Genomic DNA, 24,152 nt, shown 5'->3' with positions numbered 1-24,152 from the left:
GCCATCGTCAGGCGGCTTTGGCGGTGATGTGTAGGGGCTGATTTTCCTCCTCGATCATGGGTTGGTTGAGTTCGGCCATGCCTTCGATCTGCATGTATCGGTGCTGGAGCTGCCACTCGTCGTTCTGCTCCATCAGCACAGCCCCGACGAGGCGGATGATGCTGTCTTCGTTCGGGAAGATTCCGACGACGTCGGCGCGGCGCTTGACCTCCTTGTTGAGCCGCTCGAGCGGATTGGTTGAGTGTAACTTCGTGCGGTGCTGGGTGGGAAAGCCGGTGTAGGCGAGCACGTCGGTTTCGGCCTCGTCCATGCAGGCGCCGAGCTTGGGCCAACGGGTGCGCAACTGGTCGGCGACCTGTCGCCAGACCTGCGTTGCGCTTTTCTGATCGGGCTGCAGGAAGACCTGGCGGATCGCGGCGGCGACGACAGTGTTCTGGCCCTTGGGCACATAGGACAGGGCATTGCGCATGAAGTGCACCCGGCAGCGCTGCCAGGTGGCGCCCATGACGCGGGTGATCGCGCCCTTGAGGCCCTCGTGAGCATCGGAGATGACCAGCTTCACGCCGGTAAGACCGCGCCGAACAAGGTCCTTCAGGAAGTCGGACCAGAAGACCTCCGCTTCCGAGGGGCCGATATGCAGGCCGACGATCTCGCGCCGGCCCTCGGTGTTGACGGCCATGGCGATTATTGCGGCAACGCTGATGATCCGCCCGCCTTCGCGTACCTTGAGATAGGTGGCATCGAGCCAGAGATACGGCCATTCGCCGGTGAGCGGGCGTTTCAGAAAGGCATGGACGCGCTCGTCAATGTCCTTGCAAAGCTTGGAGACGGTGGACTTGGAGATGCCGGTCATGCCCATGGCCTGGACGAGTTCATCGACCCGCCGGGTGCTGACCCCGCCGATCCACGCTTCCTGGATCACCGCAACCAGCGCTTTCTCGACCATCTTGCGGGGCTCAAGGAAGCCCGGAAAGTAGGACCCAGCACGCAGCTTGGGGATTTTCAGGTTCAGCGTGCCTACCCGGGTATCCAGCGAACGGTCGCGATAGCCGTTGCGCCAGGTCGCGCGCTCGCTGCTGCGTTCGTGGCGACCCGCGCCGATCAGGCCATCAACGTCGGCCTCCATGATCAGCTGCAGCACGTTCTCGGCGATGGTGCGCAAAAAATCCGGTTGGCCGCCCTTCGCAGCAAGCTCTTCGATCAGTAATCTGTCCTCGGTCATCGGGAACTCCTCTTCGTCACGGTTGAAGTGTGCAAACTCCACCATAACGATGAACCCGGTGGCCACCAGCGACGCCGCATTCCGGGGTGGGGCATGCCCCACCCCGGAATACACCATCGCCTACACCGGAAATTACACCACGAGCGCGGACGCTAACGAAAGGAAGCCTCATGTCTTGCGACATCGATTACCGTTACCGCCGCGCACTCCAGCCTGATGGACTGACAACCTTCGAAAATGCGCTGCGAGCATTGAACGAGGCCGTGGATGATGTCCGCCTTGCAGGCCGGCAGGCCGCAACCTGTCCGGCTGTGCTGCTGCTGACGCGCCACCTTCAACGCATTGCTGATGGAAGGCCGACCGAATGTGAGGCAGACGACCAGGCTCTGCGGGCCCAGTGCATCGAACGCCTTGCCGAGCTCAAACACAGACCGGCGATCATTGCGCTGGTTAAACGCGGGATCGACTATCGTCCCGAAGAACTGCGCCATTACCGGCGCGAGGGCACGCGTGCGCTGCGCCAGATCGCAGCAGGGATCGGCCTCGAGCACGCCGATTACCGCATCAGCTATTACACCTCACAGGAACAGCTCGCGGGCGAGCATGTGCTGGAAGCCGACGGGATCTACGTCCGGATCAGCCCGGAAAGGTTCGGCGAGCCAGGTCTCGCCTGGCGCAACCCGTTCTGGAAACCGCCTGGCGCGGTGATGCGCAAAGCGCCGATCACCGCCCTTGCAGACATTCCCGCACTCACGGCGCGGATCGCGCGCGAATTGAAGATCGCACCTCCGGCGCAGCCGGGGCTCATCTGAAGGAGAACTCGCATGGGCTGGCTTTACATGCACCGTGCCGGAATGGGGGGCTTCGACACTCCCAAGGCCTATCTCGACAATCAGCTCACATGGGAGCGCGAGAATGAAGAAACCGGCACCTTCGAAGGATGCCGGGTCATCAGAAGCGTGTCCACAACCGGGGCCTATTACGCGGCTGTCCAGCGCTATGGACCGAACAACCAGACCCACGCCATCTCCGCGGTGATCTGTTTGGTCCGCTGGAACCCCAAGGCCGCAGACGGCCTCCTGTTCGGCTACAAGGACATGGATGAAAATTCAGGGCCGGTCGAGGCCGGGTGTCCCAGAAGTATCCTCGAGGAACTCGGGCCAACCAATCACCCCTATGCCCTCGACTGGCGCAACCGGTGCTACCGGCAGCTGCGGCTGAAGGAACGCAAGATCGCCGATGGCGACATGATCCGGCTGCCTGAACCCATGAAGTTCACCGACGGGAGCGAACACGCCGAATTCAGGGTGACAAAGCGCGGCGCGAAGATTGAACTTAGCACGCCCGATGGCCGAGGCCGGTTCCGCATCAGCAGATTGATGGAGCGCCGATTTGAAGTCGTGCCCCCAAAGCGCGCGGTTCGCACATTCTTCCCGGCAACGCCGTAACGCTCGGGAGGTGATCATGCTGCCTCAGAGCCTGGACCCCAGAAGGGCGATCCTGTGCGGGCGCGCCAATGCCGAGCGTGTCGCCATTCGGATGACCGCAAATTCCGGGCAGAGCCATGCCGTGGTAAGGACGGACAGCAAGCTCCAGCCCTTCTGCGTTATGCCTGCAGAAGCGGGCCTTCCCGGTGCGATCGAATTGCAGGTCGTGGTTTTGTAATAGCGGGAAACCTCTGCGGCAGAACCGGAACACCTGCTGGGTCTGGCACAGCAAACCTTGATTACCGCAAAAATTGACGCTATATCGCGTCAGAATTCATGGGAAAGTGCAATGGCGATTCAAAACTACGCTGACAACGGCGCGTTTGCTCCGCGCAAGATCGTCGACGCGCTGCGGACCACCAGCGACGAACTCGCACGCTCGCTGGGCCTCGGCAAGGACGCGATCCAGCGCAAAGACCGGATCGCGTCGACACGTACCCAGCGCCGCCTTCGCCAGATGGTCGAGGTGCTCAACAAGGTCGAGCCGCGCTTTGGCTCGGCCTTGCTGGCCTATGCCTGGTACCGCTCGGAACCGCTGCCCGGCTTCTCGGGCCAGACCGCCATGCAGCTGGTGCAGAGCAACCGGGCCGACGACGTGCTGACCTATATCGACGCGGTCGACGCCGGCGTCCACGCCTAGTCCAATGCACTTTACCGGGCTGCTCTACCGTGCCCACAACCCGGTTTGGTCCCGCGAACCCCTCTCAGGGGAGGGGGCGGCCCGGTTTGGCGGACGGTTCAATCGCATCGGGCGCATCGCGCTCTATACTTCCCTCGCCCCTGAGACCGCGCTGCGCGAGGCCAATCAGGTTGGCACCCTCCAGCCCACTACGCTCGTCGCTTATCAGGCCGACATCGGACCGTTGCTCGATGGCCGCGATGCAGCTGCATTGCGGCCTTTCGGTATCGCACCGGCTGAGCTCGCCGATCCGGCGTGGCGCGATCGGATGCTCTCAGGCAAGCCGGTCCCGACGCAGGATCTGGCCGAGGCCGCGATCGTGCAAGGCTATGCCGGCATCGTCGTCCCGAGCTACGCCCGCGGTGCCCCCGCGGATGCGCTCAATCTGGTCCTGTGGGACTGGGACGGGCGCATCGCGCTTGTTGATGACGACGACCGGCTTGGCCTTCGCAATCACTGATTGCCGCTTATTCCTCGATCATCCCTCCGAGGCCGGGATCGAGATACCACGATGGGCCTTCGGTAAAGTCGGCGCTGCGGGCAGGAACAGGGCCATCAGGCTCTGACGAGACGTAAGGGTTGACCATCGGTGCCGGGTGCTGGCCCGAGCGCAGAATGTGGCCCGACATCTGGCACCGCGGCCCGAGGAGCTCGAAGAGCCATTCGAGATCGTCGAGCATCTGGACAACCCCGCGCCCTGCCAGCGCATAGTAGAGGCAGCGCTGATAGTCATCGCAATGGCAGGACAGGATCTGTGTCAGCCGAGCCTTGGCATTGGGCAGGCCCTGAAAGACGCCCTGCAACGTCTCGTAGAGCTCGCGCGCCGAATAATAAGCATCGAACGGCTCCACTCCGATCGAGGCATTGGCGAGCATGCGCTTGGTCGGGCGGCAATTCGGATCAAGCGCCGCGTCGCGCAGCGTGACATCGAGGTCGAACTTGCCGATATCAAAGACCTTGTTCATTATTCATGGGCTCCTGCAGATTATGAACATACCGTGAACAAACCACAGGGTCAAGGCGTCATCATGCATGTGGCTGGTAGGTAAGGACACCACAGGAAAGACCGGCAGGGTCGCGATCAGCGACGAGCTGAAGGCTGCGCTGGTGCGCTGGTATACAGGCCGGGGCAGCGAGGCCGACCACCGCGCTTGCGTCTCACTGGTCTCCACCGCGCGAGAGAACCACAAGTGGATCGCTTGCGATTGCCTTGGGGCAGAGCATCCGCCGCCGCTGATGAGCGCGGCCTATCTCAGTTTTCAGGAAACCTATTACCTCCGGCGTCTTACTTCGCGGCCAGGCCACGAGCCAGGATGCCCGTTTCATCTGCCGCAGGCGCCACCGCGCATCCGCGAGACCGTGAAGGATTCTCTCTATGCCATCGGCCTTCCAAAAGGCCTGTTCAGCGCACACCAGAAGGCGCCGGAGAAGCTTGCACAGAGGCCAGAGGACATTGAGCCTGACGATCGCTCGCGCGGCGTCGCCATTCCGCGCCTTGGCAAGCTGCTCTGGCTGCTGCTCGAGCGCGCAGGCTCGAACATCCTGCGCGAATTACCGGCCACAGGCAGGCGCGCAGGCTCGATCAGCGAAGAAATGCGCCACCTCAAGCGCGCCGCTCAGGGCCTCGAAATCGCGCCGGGCATCCGGCTGTCGGATCATCTCTACACCAACGCGATCGACTACGAGAAACGGCGGGTCCATGCCCGATTGCGGGCTGCGGCCGAGCCCTGGCCGCCCGAGTTTGCACCGCAGGCCTTTCTGCTTCTCGAAGCGAGCGAGGTCACATCGAGCGAGGTGGTGACGGGGCTAGGAACTGTCGAAATCCGCAATCGCATCCAGCATACCGGGATCATCCGCGCCGAGGTCGAGCCACCCTTTCTCGTGCTGGCCGTCGTCGGCGAGCATAGTCGGCGCGAAGGATACCTGGCGCTGCGCGCCTATGCCCAGCCTGTCTTCAGCGGGAACCAGTTCGTGCCCGCCGAGCGTGAACACGATCGCGACGTGCTGCGCGCGCTCCAACAGGCCCAGTATGAACTGCGCCGTCTCGGTGTCAGAATGGCGGTCAAGAAGGTCCTCTTTGACATCACGCTGGCTGCGGGGTCGGCGAGGCCGGATTTCCTGGTGGCGCTGCTCGATGAGCATAGCGGGGTGGAGTGCAAGTTCGCGCTCCAGATCCTGCAGTCGGATGATGCTGACTATCTTGAGCTGCGCAGCATCGAGCGCGAGCGTCTCGGTCAGGCCGGGCTTGTCGTATCCATGGCCGTCAGCAGCGTGACGCCTGAGGCAATTATCAGCGAAGCCCGCCGCATTCTCGAGTGAAGGGGAGGGGGAGGATGTGAGCGAACCTGAAGAAGGAGAGTTCGCTCATGACATGCTTTGCTCCGTCGCTGCGCCCATCAACATCGATCTGGGGTGCTGTTCAACAGGCCGATCAGCTTGGCCCCGGCATTTGGTCGGTTATGACCGCAAGCCACGGCGGCATCATTCTGTCCGATCAGAGACAGGCCGCCATGCCGTCGGCGCTACAGATCGAGGGAGGGTCCTACGAAGAAGACTGCGATTGGTCGCTCCCGATCCTTGCCTTTTCCAGCGAGCTTGATGGGCAGGGCTCCTGCTCCGCGGGCTTACTGCAGCTTGCCCGCGATACCGCCAAATGTTGGCATCCGGACCGCTTCAGCGCCTTTACCGGCGAGGCCGTCGAGGAGAACCCTTGCGCGATCCTGCGGACGCGTAAGGCCTACATAGCCGCGATCGGCGAATTCTGCGTGACGAGCGCCTGGGGCGATTGGGCCGAATGGGTGCCGGAAGGCAAAGTCGGGGTGATTGCCCGGCAAGTCGAGCGCGTCGATCACCTTGGCCGGCCAAACTATGGCGAGGCCGAAGTCTGCGCGCTCATCGCCAAGGACCTCTACGCTGCGCGCGGCGAGGTCACGGCGCTGCGCGATACGGCGCACGAGATCATCCCGATGCCCGAGGCCCTGCGACCGAAACGAGTGGGCTGAAGAGCAGGCCGAAGGCCGCCCGGCTCTGGCCAGGCATCGATCCGCCGATCTGGAGGGAAGGGGGAGGGGAAGGGCGAACCAGTGCGATGAAGGACCCTTTGCCATGAACCCGACAGTCATCCGACCCAGCGTCAGCCCGAAGACGATCACCAAAGTCACACGCCTCTTTAACGGCACCATCGGCGATATCCTCGGCGAGCTCCTCCAGAACAGTCGCCGCGCTGGCGCGTCCCGGATCGATATCGCCTGCTGCGCGGATCAGGACGGAGCGCGCCTGACCCTTGTCGATGATGGAACCGGGGTTGCCGATCCCCAGACCATGATTGCTCTGGGGGATTCGGGCTGGAGCCAGCACATCCATGAGGCCGAAGATCCGGCAGGCATGGGTGTCTTCAGCCTTGCGGGCAAGGGCACCCGGATCAGCTCGCGGCATGCCAATGCCGACACCGGATGGTCGGTGCATGTCCCCGCGGATGGCTGGACCGGTGGGCAGGACATTACCGTGGTGCCTCTTGCTCGCCCGGTTGGTACGACCATCACCTTCCTGGTGCCCGGCGTGAGCGAGCAGACGGCCGAGAGGATTCTGCGCGAAGTTGCAAAGTTCTACCCGCTGCCGGTGTTCTTCAATGGCACGGAAATTCCGCGCGAGGACTTCCTCGCCAAGGCGATCTACATCGCCGATTGGAACGGCAGCCAGATCGGTGTGTTCGAGGGGCGCGAATACCAGCAAGATCCCACGACCAACTTCCATGGCATGGTGCTCACCCGCAAGCTTGCCAGCGTCTCGGAGAGCCTTGGCGGCAAGACCTACCATGCCCGGCTCGATATCGGGGCCACCCCGGGCCTTGCCCTTGTGCTCCCGGCGCGCAAGGAATTCGTCGAGAACACCGCATTTGCGGCGCTGCAGACAGCGTGCAAGCGCACGATCTATGCCGCGCTGGCGCACAGAGGCCAGCACCGGCTTTCCTTCGAGAACTGGAAGGAAGCGCGCGATCTGGGGGTCGCCCTGCCGGAGGCCCACCCCTGCCTGCCCCGCTGGCATGCCGCCATCGCGGAGAGCGACAACGTCAATGTCGAGTATGAGGAAGTCGCAGCAGGTGCGGACACGATCCTTGTCGCGGATCTTGAGCCCGATATTGCACAGGGACTGGAGCGCGCGCTGCGCGAGCACCCTTTGCGCCCACACCTCGTCGAGAACCATCCCGCATACGCTGGCTATGGCTGGTATGACGCGCTGCATCAGCTCGGGAACGTGCGCTTCTATGTTGCAGCCGGGGAGCAGGGCCACGTCATCGCCGAGAACGGCAGCTTTCCGCCGCTCGATGACCATGTTCGTGCCGAGACGATCGAGCTGAGGTTCTGTGTCTTTCACCGCGCCAGCGAAACGCAGCGCGAGGAACGGATCCCGGCAGACGTCGCCTTCGTCGTGGGCGAGGATGGCTGGTACAGCGGTGTCGACCAGATCCGTATCGCTTTTGTGCCGGGTCCGGCGCTGACCCCCGAAACGCTGGTCGATCTGATCGAGAACGTCTGTTTCTGCGCGAGCGACGACAGCGAGGCCGACTCCTGGGACACCCAGCACGAGCACTTCTTGCGCGATGCGCGCGAGCTCGCGGCCCGGGTGCTGCTCGGCGAAGACGAGGCCATTGCGGCGCGTATCCGCGACACGCTCGCCAGCATCCTCTGGGTCATCCCCAAGGATCGGCAGGTTACCATTACCGTCGCCCCCGGGACCGCGATCAATATTCAGCTGTCCGCTTGTCAGCCTGCCGGCTGAGGCTCGCGAGGCCGTCCGGTTGCCCGCTGATCGCCCCTTTGATCGGGAGGAGAGCTCCAATGTATGACACATCCGACCTATCTTGCGCTCGGCAGCGCGCCGAGCGGATCGCGCTGCTCAATGATGCCGCACGCCAGGGCCGTGACCGAACGGCACGCATCGTCATGACCTCCGGGCTGCTTGCAGAACTCGGCGGCGACACGGTGGCACAAAGCATGATGGCACAGGCCCGGCTGATCGCCGCTCTGCGCCATTGCACCTTCGCCCCGGATTCGCCCGAGCGAGACTTTGCAAGCCTGGATGTCGATGGCATCAAGGTGCTGATGAAAGTCGATTATTACGACACCGAACTGGCGTTCGGGTCAGAGGATCCGGTCAATCCAGCGATGACACGGCGCGTCATCACGCTGATGCGGCCAGCGGACTACTGATCATTGTGAAGGGCAGGCATTTCGCTGCGTGACCGGGCAGCCGCCCAAGCCCGATGCGGAGGTAAACGGCGCATGAGCAGACACAAAGTACCGCTTCGTAACGGGATTGCGGCGGCAAGTGCCTATGTTGGCTGGGATCGCCCGCTTCAGACCTATTTCGCACAGGTTCTAAGCGCCCCTGACGAAGACGGAGAGGAGATCGAACTCGTATGGGTCGGAACCGATTTCGGCGAGCTCCCCCGCGCAGTTGACGCAATCCGCGTGCTCGAACCCTATTGCCATATCGATGCAAGTCTTGCCGCACAGCTCGAGATCGACAGGATGGCCTGCCTCGCCACGCGCGATGGACCCAATCAGCTCGAAGCCAAGGCCTTCATGGCGCGCCTCAGCCAGATCAAGGACAGGTCCGAGCCCGAAGCTTAGCTCGGTACAGACCGCGCATTGCTCGAAGCAGGGCCGATTGATCTCCAGAACCATGCATCTAGGCTCCTCAGCCCTCTGGGCTGGATAGAATTACGCGCGCCTGCGGTGGCTGGCGCACGGGCCGGGCCACGGGCCCGGAGGAGAGGGGGGATGGGAGAAGGTGTTCCGGACAAGGGGTTCGGACAGCATCAGGAGAATGTGACATGAACATCGGCACCCTCAAGGCCAACGCAGAAGGCGTTCACATCGGCCGCATCACCACCCTGACCTTCAGTGCGACCGTCGCTCTGCGGGCCTTCGAATCCACCAACGAGCGGGCACCCAAGTTCGACCTCATGGCGCTCTCGGCGGACCGCCGCAGCTGGGTCAAGATCGGTGCGCTGTGGGAATACTCGTCGAACGAGACCGGCGAATGCTTCCTGTCGGGCCAGATCGACGATCCCAGCCTCTCGGCGCCGATCCCGGTCGCCATGTTCCAGCAGAACGATGGGAGCTTCAATGTCGCTTGGCGCCGTTCGAAGCCCAAGGCCTCGCTCGACGGCTTCGGCAGCGAGAGCGAAGGCGCCCTGCCGCCGCTCACCGCCACCGGAGACGAACCGGCCAGCGACCGCAGCGTTGACAGCGCCGCTGCCACCGGCGACGGTCTGGGCGAAAGCACCGCTCCGGCACCCAAGGGCAAGACGCGCGTGAGCGTCGACGCCTGACCGGGACAAGCCCCCCCCGTGACCGGTGCCGCGACCCGCGCCGGTCACATCGGGAAGGCCCGTCTGCGCATTTGTCGCGGGCGGGCCTTTTCTTTTGCCCGCTGCTGTCGGGCTCGGCAGAACTGCTGAAGGAACTCGGCCAGCAAGAGGGAAGGGGGAGGTGCCGTTCGAGCAAAGGAGGCTTGAATGGCAAAAACAATCTGGACAGTTGATCTTGGTGGCGCGCCCACGAATGAGGACTGCGCGCAGATCGGTCACACGCCGAACTTCGCCATCGTGAACACTGCAGAAGCCATGCTCTACAGGGCTGCGCTGATCGCGGTCGCCGGGCCTCCGCCCGCCGGAATCACCCTGCGGATCAAGGCTAACGCTCATGATTTCGGGACCTACCGGACAGTCGAGGCGAGCATCGACAATGACCAGGACGACGGCAGCCATGCCAGCTATCTCGAGACCCTCGAGATAGGCATCGCCTTCTGGCATCAGGCCGGGTTTGCACCGCCTGAATTCGGCAAGCTGACGGCCAGCGATCAGCTTGCGGGTTTCGTCGTGGAAGCCGTCGCAAGCGCGCTGCGGATCACACGGCCAAGCAGCACTGGCGCATTCTTTCCCGCCTCGTCCGGGCCGCTCCACCGGAACCTCACCGCAGCCTTTCCAGAAGCGGCGCAGCGCGCCTTTTCTGAAGGGGGCCTGACATGCTGACCGATAGCGAGCGCTTCGCCTTCAGCGCCTGGCGGATCCATGCGTTCGCCTCGACGGGCAATGCCTATGACGCCGTGCAGACCGATGAGATTATCGCTGCTGGCGATACTCTGCTCATTCTCGATGAAGGGGTTGTCGGCGTCGCGATGACTTGGCCCTTTGCCATCACCGCAGAGCCGGGCAGGCTTCACGCGGTCTGTGAGCCCGGCGCTGCCGAAACCTTCGGCCACATTGAAAAGGCGCTCGATGTTCCAGACGGTTCAATTGCTCGAGCCTGCCGCCTCGCAGGGACTCTGGGCTTTGCGATTGATACGGGCCTCCTCCCATTGTTGCCGGAGCTGCCGGCGACAGAGGTTGACGGCTAGCGCGGCAATCGTCGCCACAGAAATCTTGCTATTTTGGCAATAATTGCTATTTTAGGTGCAAGAGGAGAATTGACCATGCCAGCGGCGGCGAATGAGCACCCCAGGATTCCCCTGACCCGGTTTCACAACAACACCGGTGAGTTCCTCGACCTTGCGACCAAGCAGCCGGTCGTCCTCACCAGCCATGGCCGCGAGCGGCATGTGATCGCAGATAGCGAATATTTCCGCCATCTTGAACAGGCGGCGCGCGGTATGATCGCAGATCACATGAATATCGAAGCTGTCGCTTCGTCCGACATGACCGAAGCCGACCGCCAAGCTTTCGCCAATGCACGGCCCTCGGACAGCGAACTCGCCAATGACCGCTGGGAAGACTGACCGCCCCGCAGCAGGCCATATCCTCCGATACGTCTATCTCTTCGAGGAAGAGCAGAGACGGGGCCGCGACGAAGGCGTCAAGGAACGCTTTGTCGTCGTTGTGGGTGTGGAAGGGTCACGCTATCTGGTCGCCGCGATTACGACCAAAGGCGAGGGCCGCAAGAACGCCATCGTGGTCCCCGATGAGATCGCGCGCGCAGCTGGGCTCGTTCCTGGCAGCGCCATTGTCGTTTCGGAATTCAACCGGTTCACCTGGCCCGGGTTCGACATCAGACCACTGATGAAGCAGCCCGGCTACATTGCCGGACGACTCCCACCGCGCTTCACGGCAAAGATCATCGATGCCATAGCAGCCTGGAGAGCAGCTCCCGTCGATCGGGATTGATTGGCGTAACGTGCAAACAGGCAGGCCCCTTGGGGCCTTGTCCGTTTGTGCATCAACGCCAGGCCAGTGGCGGAAACCTTGCGGATCGGCACCCCAGATAGCCAAGGTCAGGTGTTCCGGGCTACTGCCGCAAAGGGACTATTCGCTCACCGAAATCGGCGAGGACGGACGATCAATCCTGCGATCAACGCCAGCGTCAGCAAGCCGATGCGCGGCGAGATTGATATTCAGGCACGCAATCACCCCCTGTGCCACCTGCACGTCCGCCGCCCAGTGCCCCTGCCTCTCTGGTCGAGCTTAGGGCCAACCTGCAGAAATGCGAGCCGTGTTGCCCGGCAAGCCGGGCTGCCCGCACCACCCCGATTTCTGAGGTTTCCCGCGCGCGAAAGCGCGCGGTGTCCCAGCTCTCCCGCCGAGGCTCGATAAGGGCACCGGCGGACGAGCCGTCGGCACCAAGGAGGCTCTTGCAATGAACATCGTCAACCTCGTCGGCCGTCTCGCCAAGGATCCCGTTGCCCGCGATCGCAGCGACACCCGCATCACCGAACTCATCCTCGTGACTGAACGTCCCGTCATCCGCGATGGGAAGGTCCAGAAGGACCCCGAAACCGGCTACCCGGTCAAGGATGCCGAATTCCATAAAATCACCGTCTTCAACGGCCTCGGGCTCCCGCTGCGCCAGCACAAGGCCAAGGGCGACCAGCTCGCCGTGACGGGCCGCATCCACTACTCGCGCTGGCAGGACGCCGAAGGCAATGACCGCTACGGCTGCGAGATCATCGCCGAGAACGTCGAGTTTCTCTGAACGGCAGGGCGGCGCGCAAGCGTCGCCCAAAACCGTGTCACGATGGCGAAAGCTGGACGCCGGTGGCGTCCAGCTTCGTCCCACGGTGCCCGCAGCTGCAGCGCAGGTGTCGCGCGACGATCTCCAGTTTCATCGGAATGGATTTGGCAAAGCATCGGTCTCGCAGTTTGGTTGCGGGGACGATCACAACGCGGTGGCATCCGAGACATTCAACCTGTGCATTGAGGCCATGGCGAACCAGATCGGCGAGGGTATCGAGACGTTTGCTGCTCATGCGATGATCAGAACATCATAGGAACATTGCGAGTCAAGGATCACAGGGGGCAGGCAGAGGAAATACTAGCAGCTGCATGCCGTCTCCCTGGCCTTCGGCCGGGATCGCGCTCTATTCCGCCTGCCGGCCTGGCGCCGGGACTGCGTCCGGCAGCCAAGGACGGCCCGGCTCCACCGAGTCCCTTTCAGGGTCTCGGCCCATACGGGTGACGATAACTGACGGATTGGGTCGCGGCGCGCTCGTCGGCGGCAACTGCCGCCGTCTCGGCACGCGCGGACCCAACCCTGTCTGGCTGCGGCGCTCTCAGATTTTTCGTCCTGCGCCCGATCGCGTGATTTTCAAGGCGGTCTCGATCCTTCCGGTAAGCTTCCGCAGAGGAGCGCATTGCGGATAGGAGCTTTCGAGAAGCGCCTTCAACTCGATCAGGAGGCTTTCCACACCGCTTGGCGAATTGGCATGGTTGAACAGCGGATCGTCTGAAGACATGTCGCCAAAATAGAGGCTGACGGGGTCATCCAAGGCGTTCAGTTGTCGAAGCGGCACGTCGGCGTAGAGCCAATCTACGAGCACGCTCATGAGCTTGTCGACGCGCCAGTTCACCGCTCCGGGCTTGCTGTTCGATTGCAGGATCGCCCGCAGCAAACGTCCTGCTAGCTGATGCTGAGCCAGCGTCATGCTGCCATTCGGCTTGCGATCGTATCCGATCATATCGCGGTGATAGGGGAGCGTTTGCCGAGATGGGCGCGCAACGATGGTGCCCTTAGCCTTTGCTCGGCGCTTGTCCTGCGGCGTTGCCGCTTGCGGCGAGACAAAGACGTCGTGATTGGGCATCGATGACCCGGCCCAATGCTCTGGTGTTTCTGGGGCAGGCAGTGCGTTGATACTCCTCACAAGGGCATCAAAATCGAAGTCCTCAGTACGCTTGGAAGCGACGAAGAGGGTACAGCGATACGGCAAGTACAGACCAGGCCAGTCTGCGGCGCCGAGCTCCCAACCGTTCCGCTTTGCCCAAGCTGCCCGTTCATCGCTCACGATCGGACCGGAATAGGGCTCATCGATGAGTATGAACTGTCCGCTGACCGGCAGCTTCCAATAGCTCGAATGGTCGTTGCCGGGCAGTTCCGCATCAAGATCAGCCATGGCGCGGCTAGCTTCGAGGTAGTCGCAAGGACGTAGACCGGTCATTTCCATGAACCGCAGAGCCCGCGCTGCCTTGCACAAGCTGTCGCGAACATACTCGCGTGTCGGCCCAACCATGTCTTTCACGAGATGGTCGGATGCAGCCACGCGCATGGATGCGAGACCGCCGACAAGCTTGAGCTCGGCTTTCGAAACCAGTTCCAAGAGCGGCCGCGATAGGGTGACGGGCAGAGATTCCCGACCCCGCTCGAACGTCTCCTGGTCTTCCCAGTAACCGGTCAGGAACACCCGGGCAGACCTATCACCTATGGAAGTGCGAGCATGTTCGTATCGTTCAAAGCCCGCGCTTCGCGCGGCCAAGTCGAGGGCCCGTCGATGAGGAATGCCGTCTCGTTTTTTCAGTTGGTTCGCGAGGCGCTTGATGTTGGCCAGATTGGACGGCCGCACGTTAGCAATCGACATGATTGTTCTCCGCGGCTTGAAATGTAGCGTCGCCCGTCAACCACCAGCACTCAAGCCCGAACAACATGTTGCAAGGGATCGTGAGATATCGCGGCAGTGCTGATCGACAGCTTGGCTTGGAGACGGGCGTCATGCTCCTGCCGGGAGCGCTTCCCGTTGTAATCGATCAGGCGAATCGTGACAACAGTCGCTGGGCCGACTTCAAGTTGAAAAGTCGGGGGAAACTGCAGCTCCTTGAGTACAGCTTCACACCGATTGGGAGCACCGGTCTGTGCAATCAACCAAGGTTTTCTTCTCAGGCATTTCGGCTTTGCCATCGAAGCCGGCAGTCTGGAATCGCGGTGTTCCCGCTGTAACCCCTGCGCAGGGCCGAAGGGGCGGCCCGGTGTGGCGCTGAAGCGCCTGACCAGCCCTACCTTCGTCTCACCTGCTCGAGGGCGGGAACGTCTCTTCCACACACACAGGAACACCTGCCGAAACCTATCGGCGGCCGCCCCTTGGTCAAGGATCGCGGTCCCCCCAATTTTCAGCAATCGCGGCTGTCTCGCTGCGCTCGCGCCACGCTTGGCAGAAAATCGGTTCCCCCACGCCCGCCATGGCGGCGGCGAGACGAGCTCGCCGTCCCTGACACGGTTCGCCCGGCCCGATGGGTTTTTGGCTGTTCCCAATGTGGGGACGATTTCAAAAATCGGAGGCTATTATGACTGTTTTCAACTCGTTCGCAGATCTGGCTCAGGCACGGATCAATCTCGCCGATGCACGTGAAGGGATCACGGAATCCTACGACGGGGCGTTTCTTGAACACAGCGATCTGGCCAAGCTCAACATCATCGAGGCTCCAATCGCCGCCGAGATGCCGGATCCCGACATGGCGCGCCGCGCCGTGGAGATGGCAATCGGAACGATCTTCGATGTCCTCAAGGACACGCGCATGGAAGAATTCGCGCAGCAGCTCGCCTGGGGCATGGTCAACTCCTTTCACATGACCGCACGCCTGGCTGAAGGACGCGAGGACGATGCTGCAAAGAAGCTGGGCGAAATGGCACGCCACTTCGACCCTTCGGAAATCTACGCTGTCGAGCTCGAGGAAACACAACAGCTCTGCCAGACACTGCAAGGGTGCCGGGAAGCGCTCGAGGCGATGCGCGATCATGCAGCTGACGTCTACCGCGTCGAAACCGGTCGCCCCTTCACAGCCGCACGGGGATCGCAAGTCAGCAAGAATGGGGTGACCGCAAGCCAGGTGCAGGCACGCGATTTCCTCGCAGCACGCGCCAAGGATCGCAGGGCGCAATTCCAGCCCGATGGCCCGCTGGTGATCGTGTCAGGTGGCCAAAAGGATTGGCACGATTTCGCGATGATCTGGGCAATCCTCGACGACATCAAGTCCCGGATCCCGAACATGGTCCTGGGCACGACCGGCATGCGCAAGGGCGTCGACGCCATGGCGGGTGCATGGGCGCAGCAGAACGGGGTCAACACGATCCTGTTCGTTCCCGACCAGCGCCACGGCAACCGCGCTCCGTTCCTGCGCAACGAGAGCATCGTCAAACTGAACCCGGTTGAAGCGATCATCGGAGAAGGATCCGGCATCCAGTCGAACCTTGCACAGCGCCTCCGTCAGGCTGGCGTGCCGCTGCACATTCGCCGCATCAGCGATCAGGGGCAAACGCGCTCGCGCACCTTCGGCTGAGCGCTCTTCGGAAGGCTCCGGCTTATGCCGGGGCCTTCCGTTCTTCTTTTGCGCAAGGGGCGGGCTCTGGGGGCATCGAACCCCCTTCGCCCGCTGCCGCGAGCATCGCGATCCCTGAATGTATCAGCCGCACTTTTACCTTGGCCCGGCGCGCATTGCCCGTGCTCGATGCTTCGCATCTTGCGGGCATCGCTGCCGCGCCAGCGGCTGTATCCGGACAATGGGCCGACCGGAAATCCTCAGGCTGGACGAGACCCCTTGTGGGCATTCAGCCACAAGCTCAGGAAGTGAGAAAGGAGAGGGGGATGGAGGAGACGAGCAGCGACAGGAGGCAAAGATGCTCGTCACATTCCGCGTCAAGGATATCGAGACAAGGCTCCATTCGGTACCGGCTCAGATACGCCCGCAAGAGCTCGCCGCGCTGATGCGCAGACTGCACACCGCCAACAGTACAATCGATGCAGATCCAGGCGAATTCCTGGCCGCGCCCCTGAACTTCGAGATCAATGCCAACGCGCTTGCCATCGCCGAGTTCGCATCATGCTTCGACCATCGTCCGGAGATGATCGCGATCGTCGAGGAAGCCCAGTTTCTTGGGCGAATGCTGCGGATCGAGCACCAGCAATGCGATGCGCCGATCACGATGCGCGTTAGTGAACACATCGCTCTGGTAGGTGACATCACAATGAGCAGCGACCTTGCGGCTAAGGTGCTCACCTCTCTTGGCCGCCATGCAAATGAATCTGGCCAATTGTCCCTCCAGAAGCTCGGAACAGCGCTCGAGGATCACCGGACTTACGCGGCTTTCGTCAAGGCAGGAATCACTCCGCTCTTCGAAAGCCTCGCGTTCATCGCCGCCACCGATTGTGGAGAGCAACATCCACTGCTCGAATGGACCGTATGACTATCCGGACAGCCGTTCACAAGCAGCCACGAACCGGCTGAACTCGTCGCCATGTTTAAAGCTCGATCTGCAAACAGCCTCCTGCAGGATCGAGGTGGAAAAGGGTGCCCGGCACGTTGCCGCGGCGCCCTTTTTTCATGCCGCCTGGGTCACGCCAATGCCGAACAGCCACGTGCCAGGACATAGCTTTCGCGAAGTCGCTGGGAACGCATGCCTCCTGCCGCAGGCACGTCCACCACCATCGCCATGAGCACCCCGCCAGCATACTGGTCAACCACTAATTTCCCGACCGAGAAGCCGTGCTGCGCCGGCTTCCGCACCATCGAAAAATTAGCGGTCAAGCCTCCGCTTCGCTCCGGTGACCAGCACACTGACGGGGCGCTGTTTCATGGCATGGCGGACGAGCCGCCAAGCGCCAGGAGGCAAGGTCATGTGCTACACAACGGAAAGCTACGAAGAAGACGTTTCAGTGCTTCGTCAGATCAACCCCAACATCATCGCCCTTGATGAAAAAACGCTGGAAGCTGAGCGGCGCTCATACCACACCTTCTTCGACGTCCATGTCGTCGAAACCCGGGACGGGTACATCCTCATCGAGGAAGGAGATTATGGCGAGCTGCCGATGCACCTGATCGACCAGATCGTCTACACCGCGACCGGCAAAATGGCCGACGAGTTTTGACGAGACAGGGCGGTGGTCATCGCCGCCCAACTCGACAATAATTAGACCTTACCCGCCAAGCTTCTCGAGGGCAGAAATCGCCACCTTTGGCTTCACTTTGACGGCCAGCTACAGGAGGGCAATCGCCGTATCCTGACCGACCTTCTTGATCAGCCGATTTAGCTCTCGCTCTGCTTCCTCACGCTCAAGCTCTGCGAGCTTCTGCCTGCGCTCTTCCAGCTCCTTTTCCGCTGCTGCCAGGGCAGACCGTTCGCGTTCAAGTTTCGACACCATTGCGCATTCCTCCAAGCCTTGAAAGACCATGCGAAGATGCACCAATCGCAGGGTCTGTTCGAGGCATTTTTTTGCTTGCTGCTATCGCGCCACTTCGTCGCGGAGCATGGCCCGATTGAGGCATCGCCATGGCCAAACCAGGTGCCATTGTCGTCCCACAGCTCCCGCTGTAGGCGGACATAACATCTGTGGTCAGTTCGCGAGTCAGGCTCGCCGGCGCAATCCCACTGGACAACCAGCTGGGCTAGTGATCCCCCTACGGCACTGGACCTAGCACAGGGCGTAAGTCCCTAATTTTATGCACACCGTACACCGCTGCGCGGTAGGCTGATGCAGCGAGGTTCTGCATATTTCACAATTGGTTAGCTGACATCTTGCTCAGAATTGGAGCGGTGCAGTCGGCTGCAGGATGCTAACGGCTACAATAAAGCACCGAAAAACCAATACCATAGCGCTGCACCGGGCTGCATCGCCGAGACTCTTGGCAAGCGCGATGCAGCGCTATATACTCGAACCTGCGATAGACGAACCACGCCTGAAAAGGTGTGGTAGTGGAAAAGAAACAGTTCCAGAGCGTCGGTGTAACGCTCAGCCCAAGGATGATCGACGTCGTCGATCAACTTGCGACAAGCCGCGGTGTCTCGCGGTCTGAAGCCATCCGCATTGCCCTTGAAGTGGGCATTCCCCTCCTGAAGGCGGGACTGTCGCTCAACGCCGAGCGGGCTGTCACTATCCTCGAGCATACCCAGCTCGCGCTCTCGCTCATCGTTCAGGAGCAATATCCGGCTGATGCCGAACACCTGATCGCTCAGGCGCTCTCCAACGTGCGAGAGCATCATGGCTGAAGACATCCGGTTCAGCAAAAAAGCTGCCACTCTCACCCACGCTTCCGCGCGCGGAAAAGTGAAGCGGAACGCAGGCAATTTTACGCGCGGATCGCAGCTGTTCCACCATGAAATCCTGATGACCTGGGCGGGCATCAGAATGCCCCTCTACGTCTGGGTCGGAACTGCCGTTCTACTGCTGTGCATCCTCGTCAGTTTGACCTTCAAGAACCACGAGGTTCAGCTCGTGCTGATGAAGCTCTACGCCGAGGCCTGGGGATGGGTGCAGCTCAATCCTAACAAGCCTGTGAACCTGACGCTTCCATCGGGTCAGATGGTGCAAGGCACCATGTCCATGGTGCCCTATCATCCTGCAGTGGAAAGGGCGTGGGCCAAGGCTGTGCAGGTCAGCATTTCTGCGGGTCTTGGTGCAGCCTTTATCTGCGTGCCCTTGACCGTCTGGTTCGTCGACTTTTCGAAACGACGTGGCACCGACATTCTGACCGAGCGCCATGAGCGTGGGGCCGTCCTTGTGACACACAGCGAACTGGCCCAAGCCATCACCACTCATAATTGGAAAGCGCATGTCAGTGAGTGCCGCAAGCGCCGGCCAGCAGTAGACCCCGATAAGATCCTCGCAGAGCCTTTGAAGGACCGTGTCCGCGCGGGTCTGCATGCGCCTTACCGTCTGGCAGGTGTGCCGGTTCCATGGCGTCTTGAGCAAAGCCATGCGATGTTCATCGGTACGACCGGTGCTGGCAAGACGACTGAGCTGAAAAAGATCGTCACGCAGGCGCGCGAACGCGGGCATCGCTGCGTGATTTTCGATCTGACCGGCACCTTCGTCGAAAGCTTCTATGATCCCGAAACGGACATCATCCTCAACCCGATGGACCGCCGCTGCGTGCCATGGTCGATCTTCAACGACTGCGACAATTATGCCGAATTCATGAGCGCCGCGACGGCGCTGGTTCCTAGTGGGCACAGCGCGGAAGATGACTTTTGGCAGAAATCGGCGCGCACCCTGTTCGTTGAGATGTGCGTCAAGATGATCAAGATGGGCGTGCGCTCAAATGGCGCGCTTTCCTACTTCCTGATGCAGTCGGATCTGAAGACGATCCATGCTCAACTTGAGGGCACGATTGCAGGGCCGATGATGTCGCCCGCCGCTGCCAAAATGGCAGAGTCGATCCGTACGACCTTCATCGCCAATGCGAATGTCTTCCGCTTCCTGCCAGAACCGCCTCCGGGCGAAACCGGCTTCTCGATCAAGAATTGGATGACCACCAAGGTCAAGGAAGGATCGATCCTTTTCATCACCTCCACGCATCCGGACCTGGTCCTCAATCGCCCGCTTTTGACCCTCTGGATGGACCTAGCCGTCAATGCGCTGTTCCACATGGGACGGAGCCGAGATCTGCGCACCTGGTTTCTCATCGACGAGGTCCATGCGCTGCATCGTCTCCCGGCGATCGATCATGGCCTTCAGACCGCGCGCGCGTTTGGCGGCGCCTTCGTGCTTGGCATGCATTCCTTCGACAAGCTTGAAGAAACCTATGGCGAGAACGGGGCTACCAATCTGGCCTCGCTGGCGGGCACCAAGCTGATCCTCAAGACGGCCGATCCCGAGACGTCGCGGCGATGCTCCGAGTTCATCGGCAACCGTCAGGTCCGAATCATGGATGAAGCCTATTCCTACGGCTATAATGACAACCGCGACGCCTCGACGATCACGCCCCGTACCAACGTCGAAGAACTCGTCATGCCGGTCGACATCAGCGACCTGCCCAGCATGCACGGGTTCGTGAAATTCCCGGACGGCTTCCCCGCTGCCCGGATCAGGCTGACGTGGAAAGATTACGAACCCCGCGCAAAAGGCTTCGAGCGTGTCACCGACATGCGCGCCGCCGAATACACACCACCGTCCGGGGATGGCGCGGAATTGGGGGGTGGGGATAGGGAAGGCGCACAACCTGACATGGCGCCTAAGGAGCGGAAGGATCGCGAAGAGGTCGCGCTGAGTGAGGCTGAGCGGGCGGCGCAGCAACTGAGGGAGGCGATCGAAGGGCCATTGAACCCTGAGCGCGAGCTGACCGGGGAGGAGGTAACACGCAAGATTGAGGATGAAGAGGAGCGGGCAGACTTCGAGCGAAAGCCAGCGCAAGGGGAGCTGTATGGCTATAACCGCCCTGGCAAGAAGGACCAGCGCGAGCGGCAGAACCTTGCCATGCGCGACAGCGAAGAGCGCGGCGCGCAGGCTAAGATCGAAGGGCCAAAGGGGCGAGCGCAGAATAGCAGGGCAGACGCGCAGGAAAGCGAGCTTTCCAAAGAGAACATGCGCGGCATCGGAAACGAAAGGCAGAGCCGTCAGGACCCTTCCATTGACGATGATCAGGAGCTTGGGCGATGAGCGCGGCAGGACAGACCTGCCATGTGTGCCCCCTATTCTGCGCGCAATGTGCCGGGCCGATGCTCCGGCGCGAACAGGCAAGGGTAGCCTGAGATGCTGTCGGTCGCATCAGTCGCGTCAGCCGGCGGCGCGGCAAACTACTTCGCCAAGGACGACTACTATGTCGGCGATGGCCCTGCTGAGCTCAGCGAATGGGGCGGGAAGGGCGCCGAAGCACTCGGGCTTGCTGGTCCCGTTGCAAAGGACGACTTCGAAAAAGTCCTCGATGGCAAACTGCCCGATGACACCGTCGTAAATGGCAATGCAAACCGCCGCTCGGGAATAGACCTCACATTCTCTATGCCGAAGTCAGCCAGCCTGCTGGCGCAGTTGGGCGGCGACAAGCGGATCCTCGATGCACAGCTGTCCGCCGTCAAGGCGACCATGGCCTATCTCGAGAAACACTATGCGCAGGCCCGCGATCGATCACGCAATGCCAATGGCGAGGGCGTGGTCACAGGCAAGCTCCTCTACGCCCTGTTCCAGCACGACACGAGCCGGGCGCTGGACCCGCAGAACCATACCCATGCTGTCATTGCTGCGATGACCCAAGACAAGGATGGCAACTGGAAGGCGCTGTGGAACGGAGAGATCTGGAAGAACAACACAGTCCTTGGCTCCATCTACAACGCCGCGCTGCGGACGAACCTCGAGAAGCTTGGCTACGAAACGCAGATCACGGGCAAGCACGGCCAGTTCGAAATCAAGGGCGTGGCGCGCGATGTGATCGAAGCCTTCAGCCAGCGTCGCCTGACCATTCTGGCGACGGCCGAGAAACTCGGGAAGAGCGCAAATGACACAGAAGCCTTGCGTGAAATCACCAAGCGCACCCGCGATCCCAAGCTGAATCCGGATGACAAGCTGGCGCTCCGGCAAAAATGGGCCAAGCGCGCTGCCGGGCTGGGGTTCGATGCCAAGGCGCTGGTCGAACAGGCGCGCGAACGCGGCTCCGAGGGGCGCGAGAGCCCATTGGGATCGCCTCAGCGGGTGCAGGAGACACTGAGCGCGCTCCGCGACAGCGTGAAGCTCTACACTCGGCCAGCGGACACGCTGACAACCAATGGCCTGCAACGGATCACCCTGACGCCCACGCAGCTGCGCACTGAGATGGCAACCGCTTCTGCGATCAGGATCATCGGCGAACGTGAAACCTCCTGGACCCGAGGCGACTTGGTCAAGACCGCGCTCGACCTCGGCGTAAAGGGCGTGACCGCTGACGGGGTGGAAGCACGGATCGGCGTCTTGGTGGCCGACGGGAGGGTGCTGGAGGGCAAGAGCGACAGGCTCGATAGCCGGCCCGAGAAATACACCACACCTGAACATGTCGAGATCGAGCGGGCAACGCTGGCCAATGTCGCCGCGGGAAAGGGTGCGGGCCAGGCCATCATCGAAGCCGCCGAGGCCCCCGGGCGCTTGCGGCAAGTCGCGGGCACTCATGACCTTAACGCCGAGCAGATTGCCGCCGGAACACTGGCGATCGCCAGCAAGGACCGCACGGTCGTGATCCAGGGTGTCGCAGGTGCCGGAAAGACGACGATCATCTCGGCAATTGCGAGCGTGGCGCATCAGGAGGGAAGGGAGGTGATCGGCCTCGCCTTTGCCAACAAGATGGTGAGCGATCTTCGGACCGGGACGGAGATCCGCGGGCCAGACGGGGAGATCGTCAGGCGGGAAATCGCAGCAAGAACCGTCTCATCCTTTGTGAATGAGCATCTGCGGCCCGCGCTTGCGGGCTCGGGTCCGAAGTTCGAGGCATCGCGCGAAGCCTTGCGCGGCAAAGTGCTGGTGTTGGACGAGGCGTCGCTAGTTGCGAACAAGCCGATGAATGACCTGCTTACGATTGCCAACCGGCTTGGTGTTGAAAAGCTGGTCATGATTGGAGACCGCGCCCAGTTACAGCCGATCGAGGCGGGCAAGAGCTTTTCGCTGATCCAGTCCGACAACCCCGCAATGGCACGCATCGACACCAGTCTGCGGCAACGCACCGAGCACATGAAGGAAGCAGCGGGCTTGGTGCGCGCCGGCATGTTCAAGGAAAGCTTTGCCTCGCTTGGCGAGCGCGTCGTGGAAGCAGGCGCAGACCACCTCAAGGTCACCGCTCAAAAATGGCTGGAGCTGTCGCCGGACGATCGCGAGCGAACCGCGATTTATTCGTCAGGACGTGCGGCGCGCGGCGAACTCAACCGAATGGTCCAGCAGGGCCTAAAGGCAGAAGGGGCGATCCAGGGGGAAGGGCTGAGGATAACCACTCTCCTCCCGGCCCATGCGACGCGCGAGGAGCTGCGCTACGCCTCGACCTACAGCAAGGGCCAGCTGCTCGAAGTGACGCGCCAGAACGCCCCCGGAGGGCTTGTTCGGGGCCGGTACGATGTCGAAGGCGTCGATGCGAAGGGCCGGGTCATGCTACGCGATGAAAGCGGCAAGCTCATCAAATTCGATCCGGCGGCAATCGACCCTTCGGACAAACGCGATGCCTTGAGGCTCTCCGAAAAGCACAAGGAGACAATCTACGAGGGCGACAAGATCCGCTGGACCGAAAAGGATGATGCCAGGGGGCTGATGAAGTCAGAGGAGGCGAGGATCCTCGGGATCAGGGATGGGATCGTTACGCTCGAGAACAAGGCAGGCGAGACCGTAAAACTCAAGCAGAATGACCGCATGCTCGAGCGAATTGGGTTGGCCTATGCGATCAACATGCATCAGGCACAGGGCGACACCCGCGACATGGCGATCGGTGAGATGCACTCATCAGCCCGGCACTTGTCGAACCAGCGTCTGGCGCTCGTCATGATGACCCGGGTGCGTGATGACATCACAATCGTCACCAACGACCGCGATCGGCTCCTAGCGCAGATCGACCGCAATCCGGGCGACAAGACCAGCGCGCTCGAAACCCTTGGCGAAAAGCAGGTCGAGGCGAAGCGCAGCGCCCGCGAGGCTGGCGAGTTTCGGCCCACCATTCCCGATCATTTGAGGGCACCCGAGGACAGGCAAGCATCTGCCTCGCGGATCGATCCGGCGAGCCTTCGGGCAACGCCGCAATTGGACGTGCCCGAACGCAACATCGAACGCAGCCGATAGGAGGAAGATC

At 61.8% G+C, this 24,152-nt stretch carries 28 protein-coding genes; 22 read left to right on the top strand and 6 right to left on the bottom strand.

The features are described from left to right. Positions 1 to 7 precede the first annotated feature (7 nt). Complete coding sequence (locus LH19_RS27545; RefSeq protein WP_006954973.1) at positions 8 to 1,222, bottom strand: IS256-like element ISSpma2 family transposase; 1,215 nt, start codon at positions 1,220 to 1,222, stop codon at positions 8 to 10. Positions 1,223 to 1,392: 170 nt separating this feature from the next. On the opposite strand from LH19_RS27545, the gene LH19_RS27540 reads away from it, so the two are divergent. The 5 genes from LH19_RS27540 to LH19_RS27520 all read left to right on the top strand — a co-directional run bounded on the left by LH19_RS27540 (position 1,393) and on the right by LH19_RS27520 (position 3,848). Next, positions 1,393 to 2,034 (top strand): hypothetical protein, encoded by a 642-nt coding sequence (locus LH19_RS27540; RefSeq protein ID WP_062913043.1) that lies wholly within the window; start codon positions 1,393 to 1,395, stop codon positions 2,032 to 2,034. A 12-nt stretch (positions 2,035 to 2,046) separates the two neighbouring features. Further along, on the top strand, positions 2,047 to 2,670 hold the full coding sequence (locus LH19_RS27535; protein WP_054735748.1) for a DUF6927 domain-containing protein: 624 nt from the start codon (positions 2,047 to 2,049) through the stop codon (positions 2,668 to 2,670). Positions 2,671 to 2,686: 16 nt separating this feature from the next. Continuing rightward, complete coding sequence (locus LH19_RS27530) at positions 2,687 to 2,887, top strand: hypothetical protein (RefSeq protein WP_054735745.1); 201 nt, start codon at positions 2,687 to 2,689, stop codon at positions 2,885 to 2,887. Between the two features lie 111 nt (positions 2,888 to 2,998). Beyond that, positions 2,999 to 3,349 carry an antitoxin Xre/MbcA/ParS toxin-binding domain-containing protein gene (locus LH19_RS27525; protein ID WP_054735742.1) on the top strand — a complete coding sequence of 117 codons (351 nt, stop codon included), beginning with the start codon at positions 2,999 to 3,001 and terminating at the stop codon, positions 3,347 to 3,349. A 4-nt stretch (positions 3,350 to 3,353) separates the two neighbouring features. Next, on the top strand, positions 3,354 to 3,848 hold the full coding sequence (locus tag LH19_RS27520; protein ID WP_054735740.1) for an RES family NAD+ phosphorylase: 495 nt from the start codon (positions 3,354 to 3,356) through the stop codon (positions 3,846 to 3,848). Between the two features lie 7 nt (positions 3,849 to 3,855). On the opposite strand, the gene LH19_RS27515 is transcribed toward LH19_RS27520, so the two are convergent. After that, positions 3,856 to 4,353, bottom strand: coding sequence for a hypothetical protein (locus LH19_RS27515; RefSeq protein WP_054735733.1), 498 nt, complete (start codon positions 4,351 to 4,353; stop codon positions 3,856 to 3,858). Positions 4,354 to 4,420: 67 nt separating this feature from the next. On the opposite strand from LH19_RS27515, the gene LH19_RS27510 reads away from it, so the two are divergent. The 11 genes from LH19_RS27510 to LH19_RS27460 all read left to right on the top strand — a co-directional run bounded on the left by LH19_RS27510 (position 4,421) and on the right by LH19_RS27460 (position 12,360). Next, on the top strand, positions 4,421 to 5,707 hold the full coding sequence (locus tag LH19_RS27510) for a hypothetical protein (RefSeq protein ID WP_054735729.1): 1,287 nt from the start codon (positions 4,421 to 4,423) through the stop codon (positions 5,705 to 5,707). Between the two features lie 47 nt (positions 5,708 to 5,754). Further along, the gene (locus LH19_RS27505; RefSeq protein WP_145923712.1) at positions 5,755 to 6,390 is read left to right on the top strand and encodes a DUF7007 domain-containing protein; all 636 of its coding nucleotides are present in this window, start codon (positions 5,755 to 5,757) and stop codon (positions 6,388 to 6,390) included. A gap of 103 nt (positions 6,391 to 6,493) precedes the next feature. Continuing rightward, positions 6,494 to 8,167 carry an ATP-binding protein gene (locus LH19_RS27500; protein WP_054735723.1) on the top strand — a complete coding sequence of 558 codons (1,674 nt, stop codon included), beginning with the start codon at positions 6,494 to 6,496 and terminating at the stop codon, positions 8,165 to 8,167. A gap of 59 nt (positions 8,168 to 8,226) precedes the next feature. Next, positions 8,227 to 8,598: a DUF3768 domain-containing protein gene (locus LH19_RS27495; protein ID WP_054735722.1), complete on the top strand. Its 372-nt coding sequence runs from the start codon at positions 8,227 to 8,229 to the stop codon at positions 8,596 to 8,598. A gap of 72 nt (positions 8,599 to 8,670) precedes the next feature. Next, positions 8,671 to 9,021: a hypothetical protein gene (locus LH19_RS27490; RefSeq protein WP_054735720.1), complete on the top strand. Its 351-nt coding sequence runs from the start codon at positions 8,671 to 8,673 to the stop codon at positions 9,019 to 9,021. Positions 9,022 to 9,224: 203 nt separating this feature from the next. After that, a complete protein-coding gene (locus LH19_RS27485; protein ID WP_054735718.1) occupies positions 9,225 to 9,725 on the top strand; it encodes a DUF736 domain-containing protein in 501 nt (166 codons plus the stop codon). A 186-nt stretch (positions 9,726 to 9,911) separates the two neighbouring features. Further along, on the top strand, positions 9,912 to 10,427 hold the full coding sequence (locus LH19_RS27480) for a hypothetical protein (protein WP_145923711.1): 516 nt from the start codon (positions 9,912 to 9,914) through the stop codon (positions 10,425 to 10,427). Next, the gene (locus LH19_RS27475) at positions 10,421 to 10,792 is read left to right on the top strand and encodes a hypothetical protein (RefSeq protein ID WP_054735711.1); all 372 of its coding nucleotides are present in this window, start codon (positions 10,421 to 10,423) and stop codon (positions 10,790 to 10,792) included. The genes LH19_RS27480 and LH19_RS27475 overlap by 7 nt, the downstream gene beginning before the upstream one ends. Before the next feature lie 33 nt (positions 10,793 to 10,825). Further along, on the top strand, positions 10,826 to 11,170 hold the full coding sequence (locus tag LH19_RS27470) for a type II toxin-antitoxin system Phd/YefM family antitoxin (RefSeq protein WP_234716258.1): 345 nt from the start codon (positions 10,826 to 10,828) through the stop codon (positions 11,168 to 11,170). Continuing rightward, the gene (locus LH19_RS27465) at positions 11,151 to 11,555 is read left to right on the top strand and encodes a hypothetical protein (RefSeq protein ID WP_054735704.1); all 405 of its coding nucleotides are present in this window, start codon (positions 11,151 to 11,153) and stop codon (positions 11,553 to 11,555) included. The genes LH19_RS27470 and LH19_RS27465 overlap by 20 nt, the downstream gene beginning before the upstream one ends. A gap of 469 nt (positions 11,556 to 12,024) precedes the next feature. Next, complete coding sequence (locus LH19_RS27460; RefSeq protein ID WP_039330710.1) at positions 12,025 to 12,360, top strand: single-stranded DNA-binding protein; 336 nt, start codon at positions 12,025 to 12,027, stop codon at positions 12,358 to 12,360. A gap of 37 nt (positions 12,361 to 12,397) precedes the next feature. Here the strand turns inward: LH19_RS27460 and LH19_RS27455 are convergent, their stop codons facing one another. Then, the gene (locus LH19_RS27455; protein ID WP_054735701.1) at positions 12,398 to 12,634 is read right to left on the bottom strand and encodes a hypothetical protein; all 237 of its coding nucleotides are present in this window, start codon (positions 12,632 to 12,634) and stop codon (positions 12,398 to 12,400) included. Positions 12,635 to 12,937: 303 nt separating this feature from the next. After that, positions 12,938 to 14,236: a DUF5623 domain-containing protein gene (locus LH19_RS27450; protein WP_062913042.1), complete on the bottom strand. Its 1,299-nt coding sequence runs from the start codon at positions 14,234 to 14,236 to the stop codon at positions 12,938 to 12,940. 700 nt (positions 14,237 to 14,936) lie between these two features. Between LH19_RS27450 and LH19_RS27445 the strand changes: the two genes are divergently transcribed. After that, the gene (locus tag LH19_RS27445; RefSeq protein ID WP_054735694.1) at positions 14,937 to 15,929 is read left to right on the top strand and encodes a DUF2493 domain-containing protein; all 993 of its coding nucleotides are present in this window, start codon (positions 14,937 to 14,939) and stop codon (positions 15,927 to 15,929) included. Between the two features lie 337 nt (positions 15,930 to 16,266). After that, entirely contained in the window at positions 16,267 to 16,833 is a 567-nt protein-coding gene (locus tag LH19_RS27440; protein ID WP_145923710.1) for a hypothetical protein, read from the top strand. 149 nt (positions 16,834 to 16,982) lie between these two features. Here the strand turns inward: LH19_RS27440 and LH19_RS29145 are convergent, their stop codons facing one another. Further along, positions 16,983 to 17,174 carry a hypothetical protein gene (locus LH19_RS29145; RefSeq protein ID WP_145923709.1) on the bottom strand — a complete coding sequence of 64 codons (192 nt, stop codon included), beginning with the start codon at positions 17,172 to 17,174 and terminating at the stop codon, positions 16,983 to 16,985. An 89-nt stretch (positions 17,175 to 17,263) separates the two neighbouring features. Between LH19_RS29145 and LH19_RS27435 the strand changes: the two genes are divergently transcribed. Beyond that, complete coding sequence (locus tag LH19_RS27435; protein WP_234716256.1) at positions 17,264 to 17,515, top strand: hypothetical protein; 252 nt, start codon at positions 17,264 to 17,266, stop codon at positions 17,513 to 17,515. Positions 17,516 to 17,623: 108 nt separating this feature from the next. On the opposite strand, the gene LH19_RS27430 is transcribed toward LH19_RS27435, so the two are convergent. Then, complete coding sequence (locus LH19_RS27430) at positions 17,624 to 17,788, bottom strand: hypothetical protein (protein ID WP_156344076.1); 165 nt, start codon at positions 17,786 to 17,788, stop codon at positions 17,624 to 17,626. A gap of 551 nt (positions 17,789 to 18,339) precedes the next feature. Between LH19_RS27430 and LH19_RS27425 the strand changes: the two genes are divergently transcribed. The 3 genes from LH19_RS27425 to mobF all read left to right on the top strand — a co-directional run bounded on the left by LH19_RS27425 (position 18,340) and on the right by mobF (position 24,142). Continuing rightward, a complete protein-coding gene (locus LH19_RS27425) occupies positions 18,340 to 18,633 on the top strand; it encodes a ribbon-helix-helix domain-containing protein (protein ID WP_068305973.1) in 294 nt (97 codons plus the stop codon). After that, positions 18,626 to 21,022, top strand: a complete 2,397-nt coding sequence (locus LH19_RS27420) for a type IV secretion system DNA-binding domain-containing protein (RefSeq protein WP_054735681.1) — start codon at positions 18,626 to 18,628, stop codon at positions 21,020 to 21,022. Before LH19_RS27425 ends, LH19_RS27420 begins: the two co-directional genes overlap by 8 nt. 93 nt (positions 21,023 to 21,115) lie before the next feature. Next, complete coding sequence (gene mobF / locus LH19_RS27415; RefSeq protein WP_054735677.1) at positions 21,116 to 24,142, top strand: MobF family relaxase; 3,027 nt, start codon at positions 21,116 to 21,118, stop codon at positions 24,140 to 24,142. Positions 24,143 to 24,152 lie beyond the last annotated feature (10 nt).

Origin of the sequence: Sphingopyxis macrogoltabida (genome assembly GCF_001314325.1) — a bacterium.
Lineage (GTDB): Bacteria > Pseudomonadota > Alphaproteobacteria > Sphingomonadales > Sphingomonadaceae > Sphingopyxis > Sphingopyxis macrogoltabida.
The sequence above is the reverse complement of the archived record's forward strand: the minus strand, read 5'-3'. Positions and strand labels throughout refer to the sequence as shown.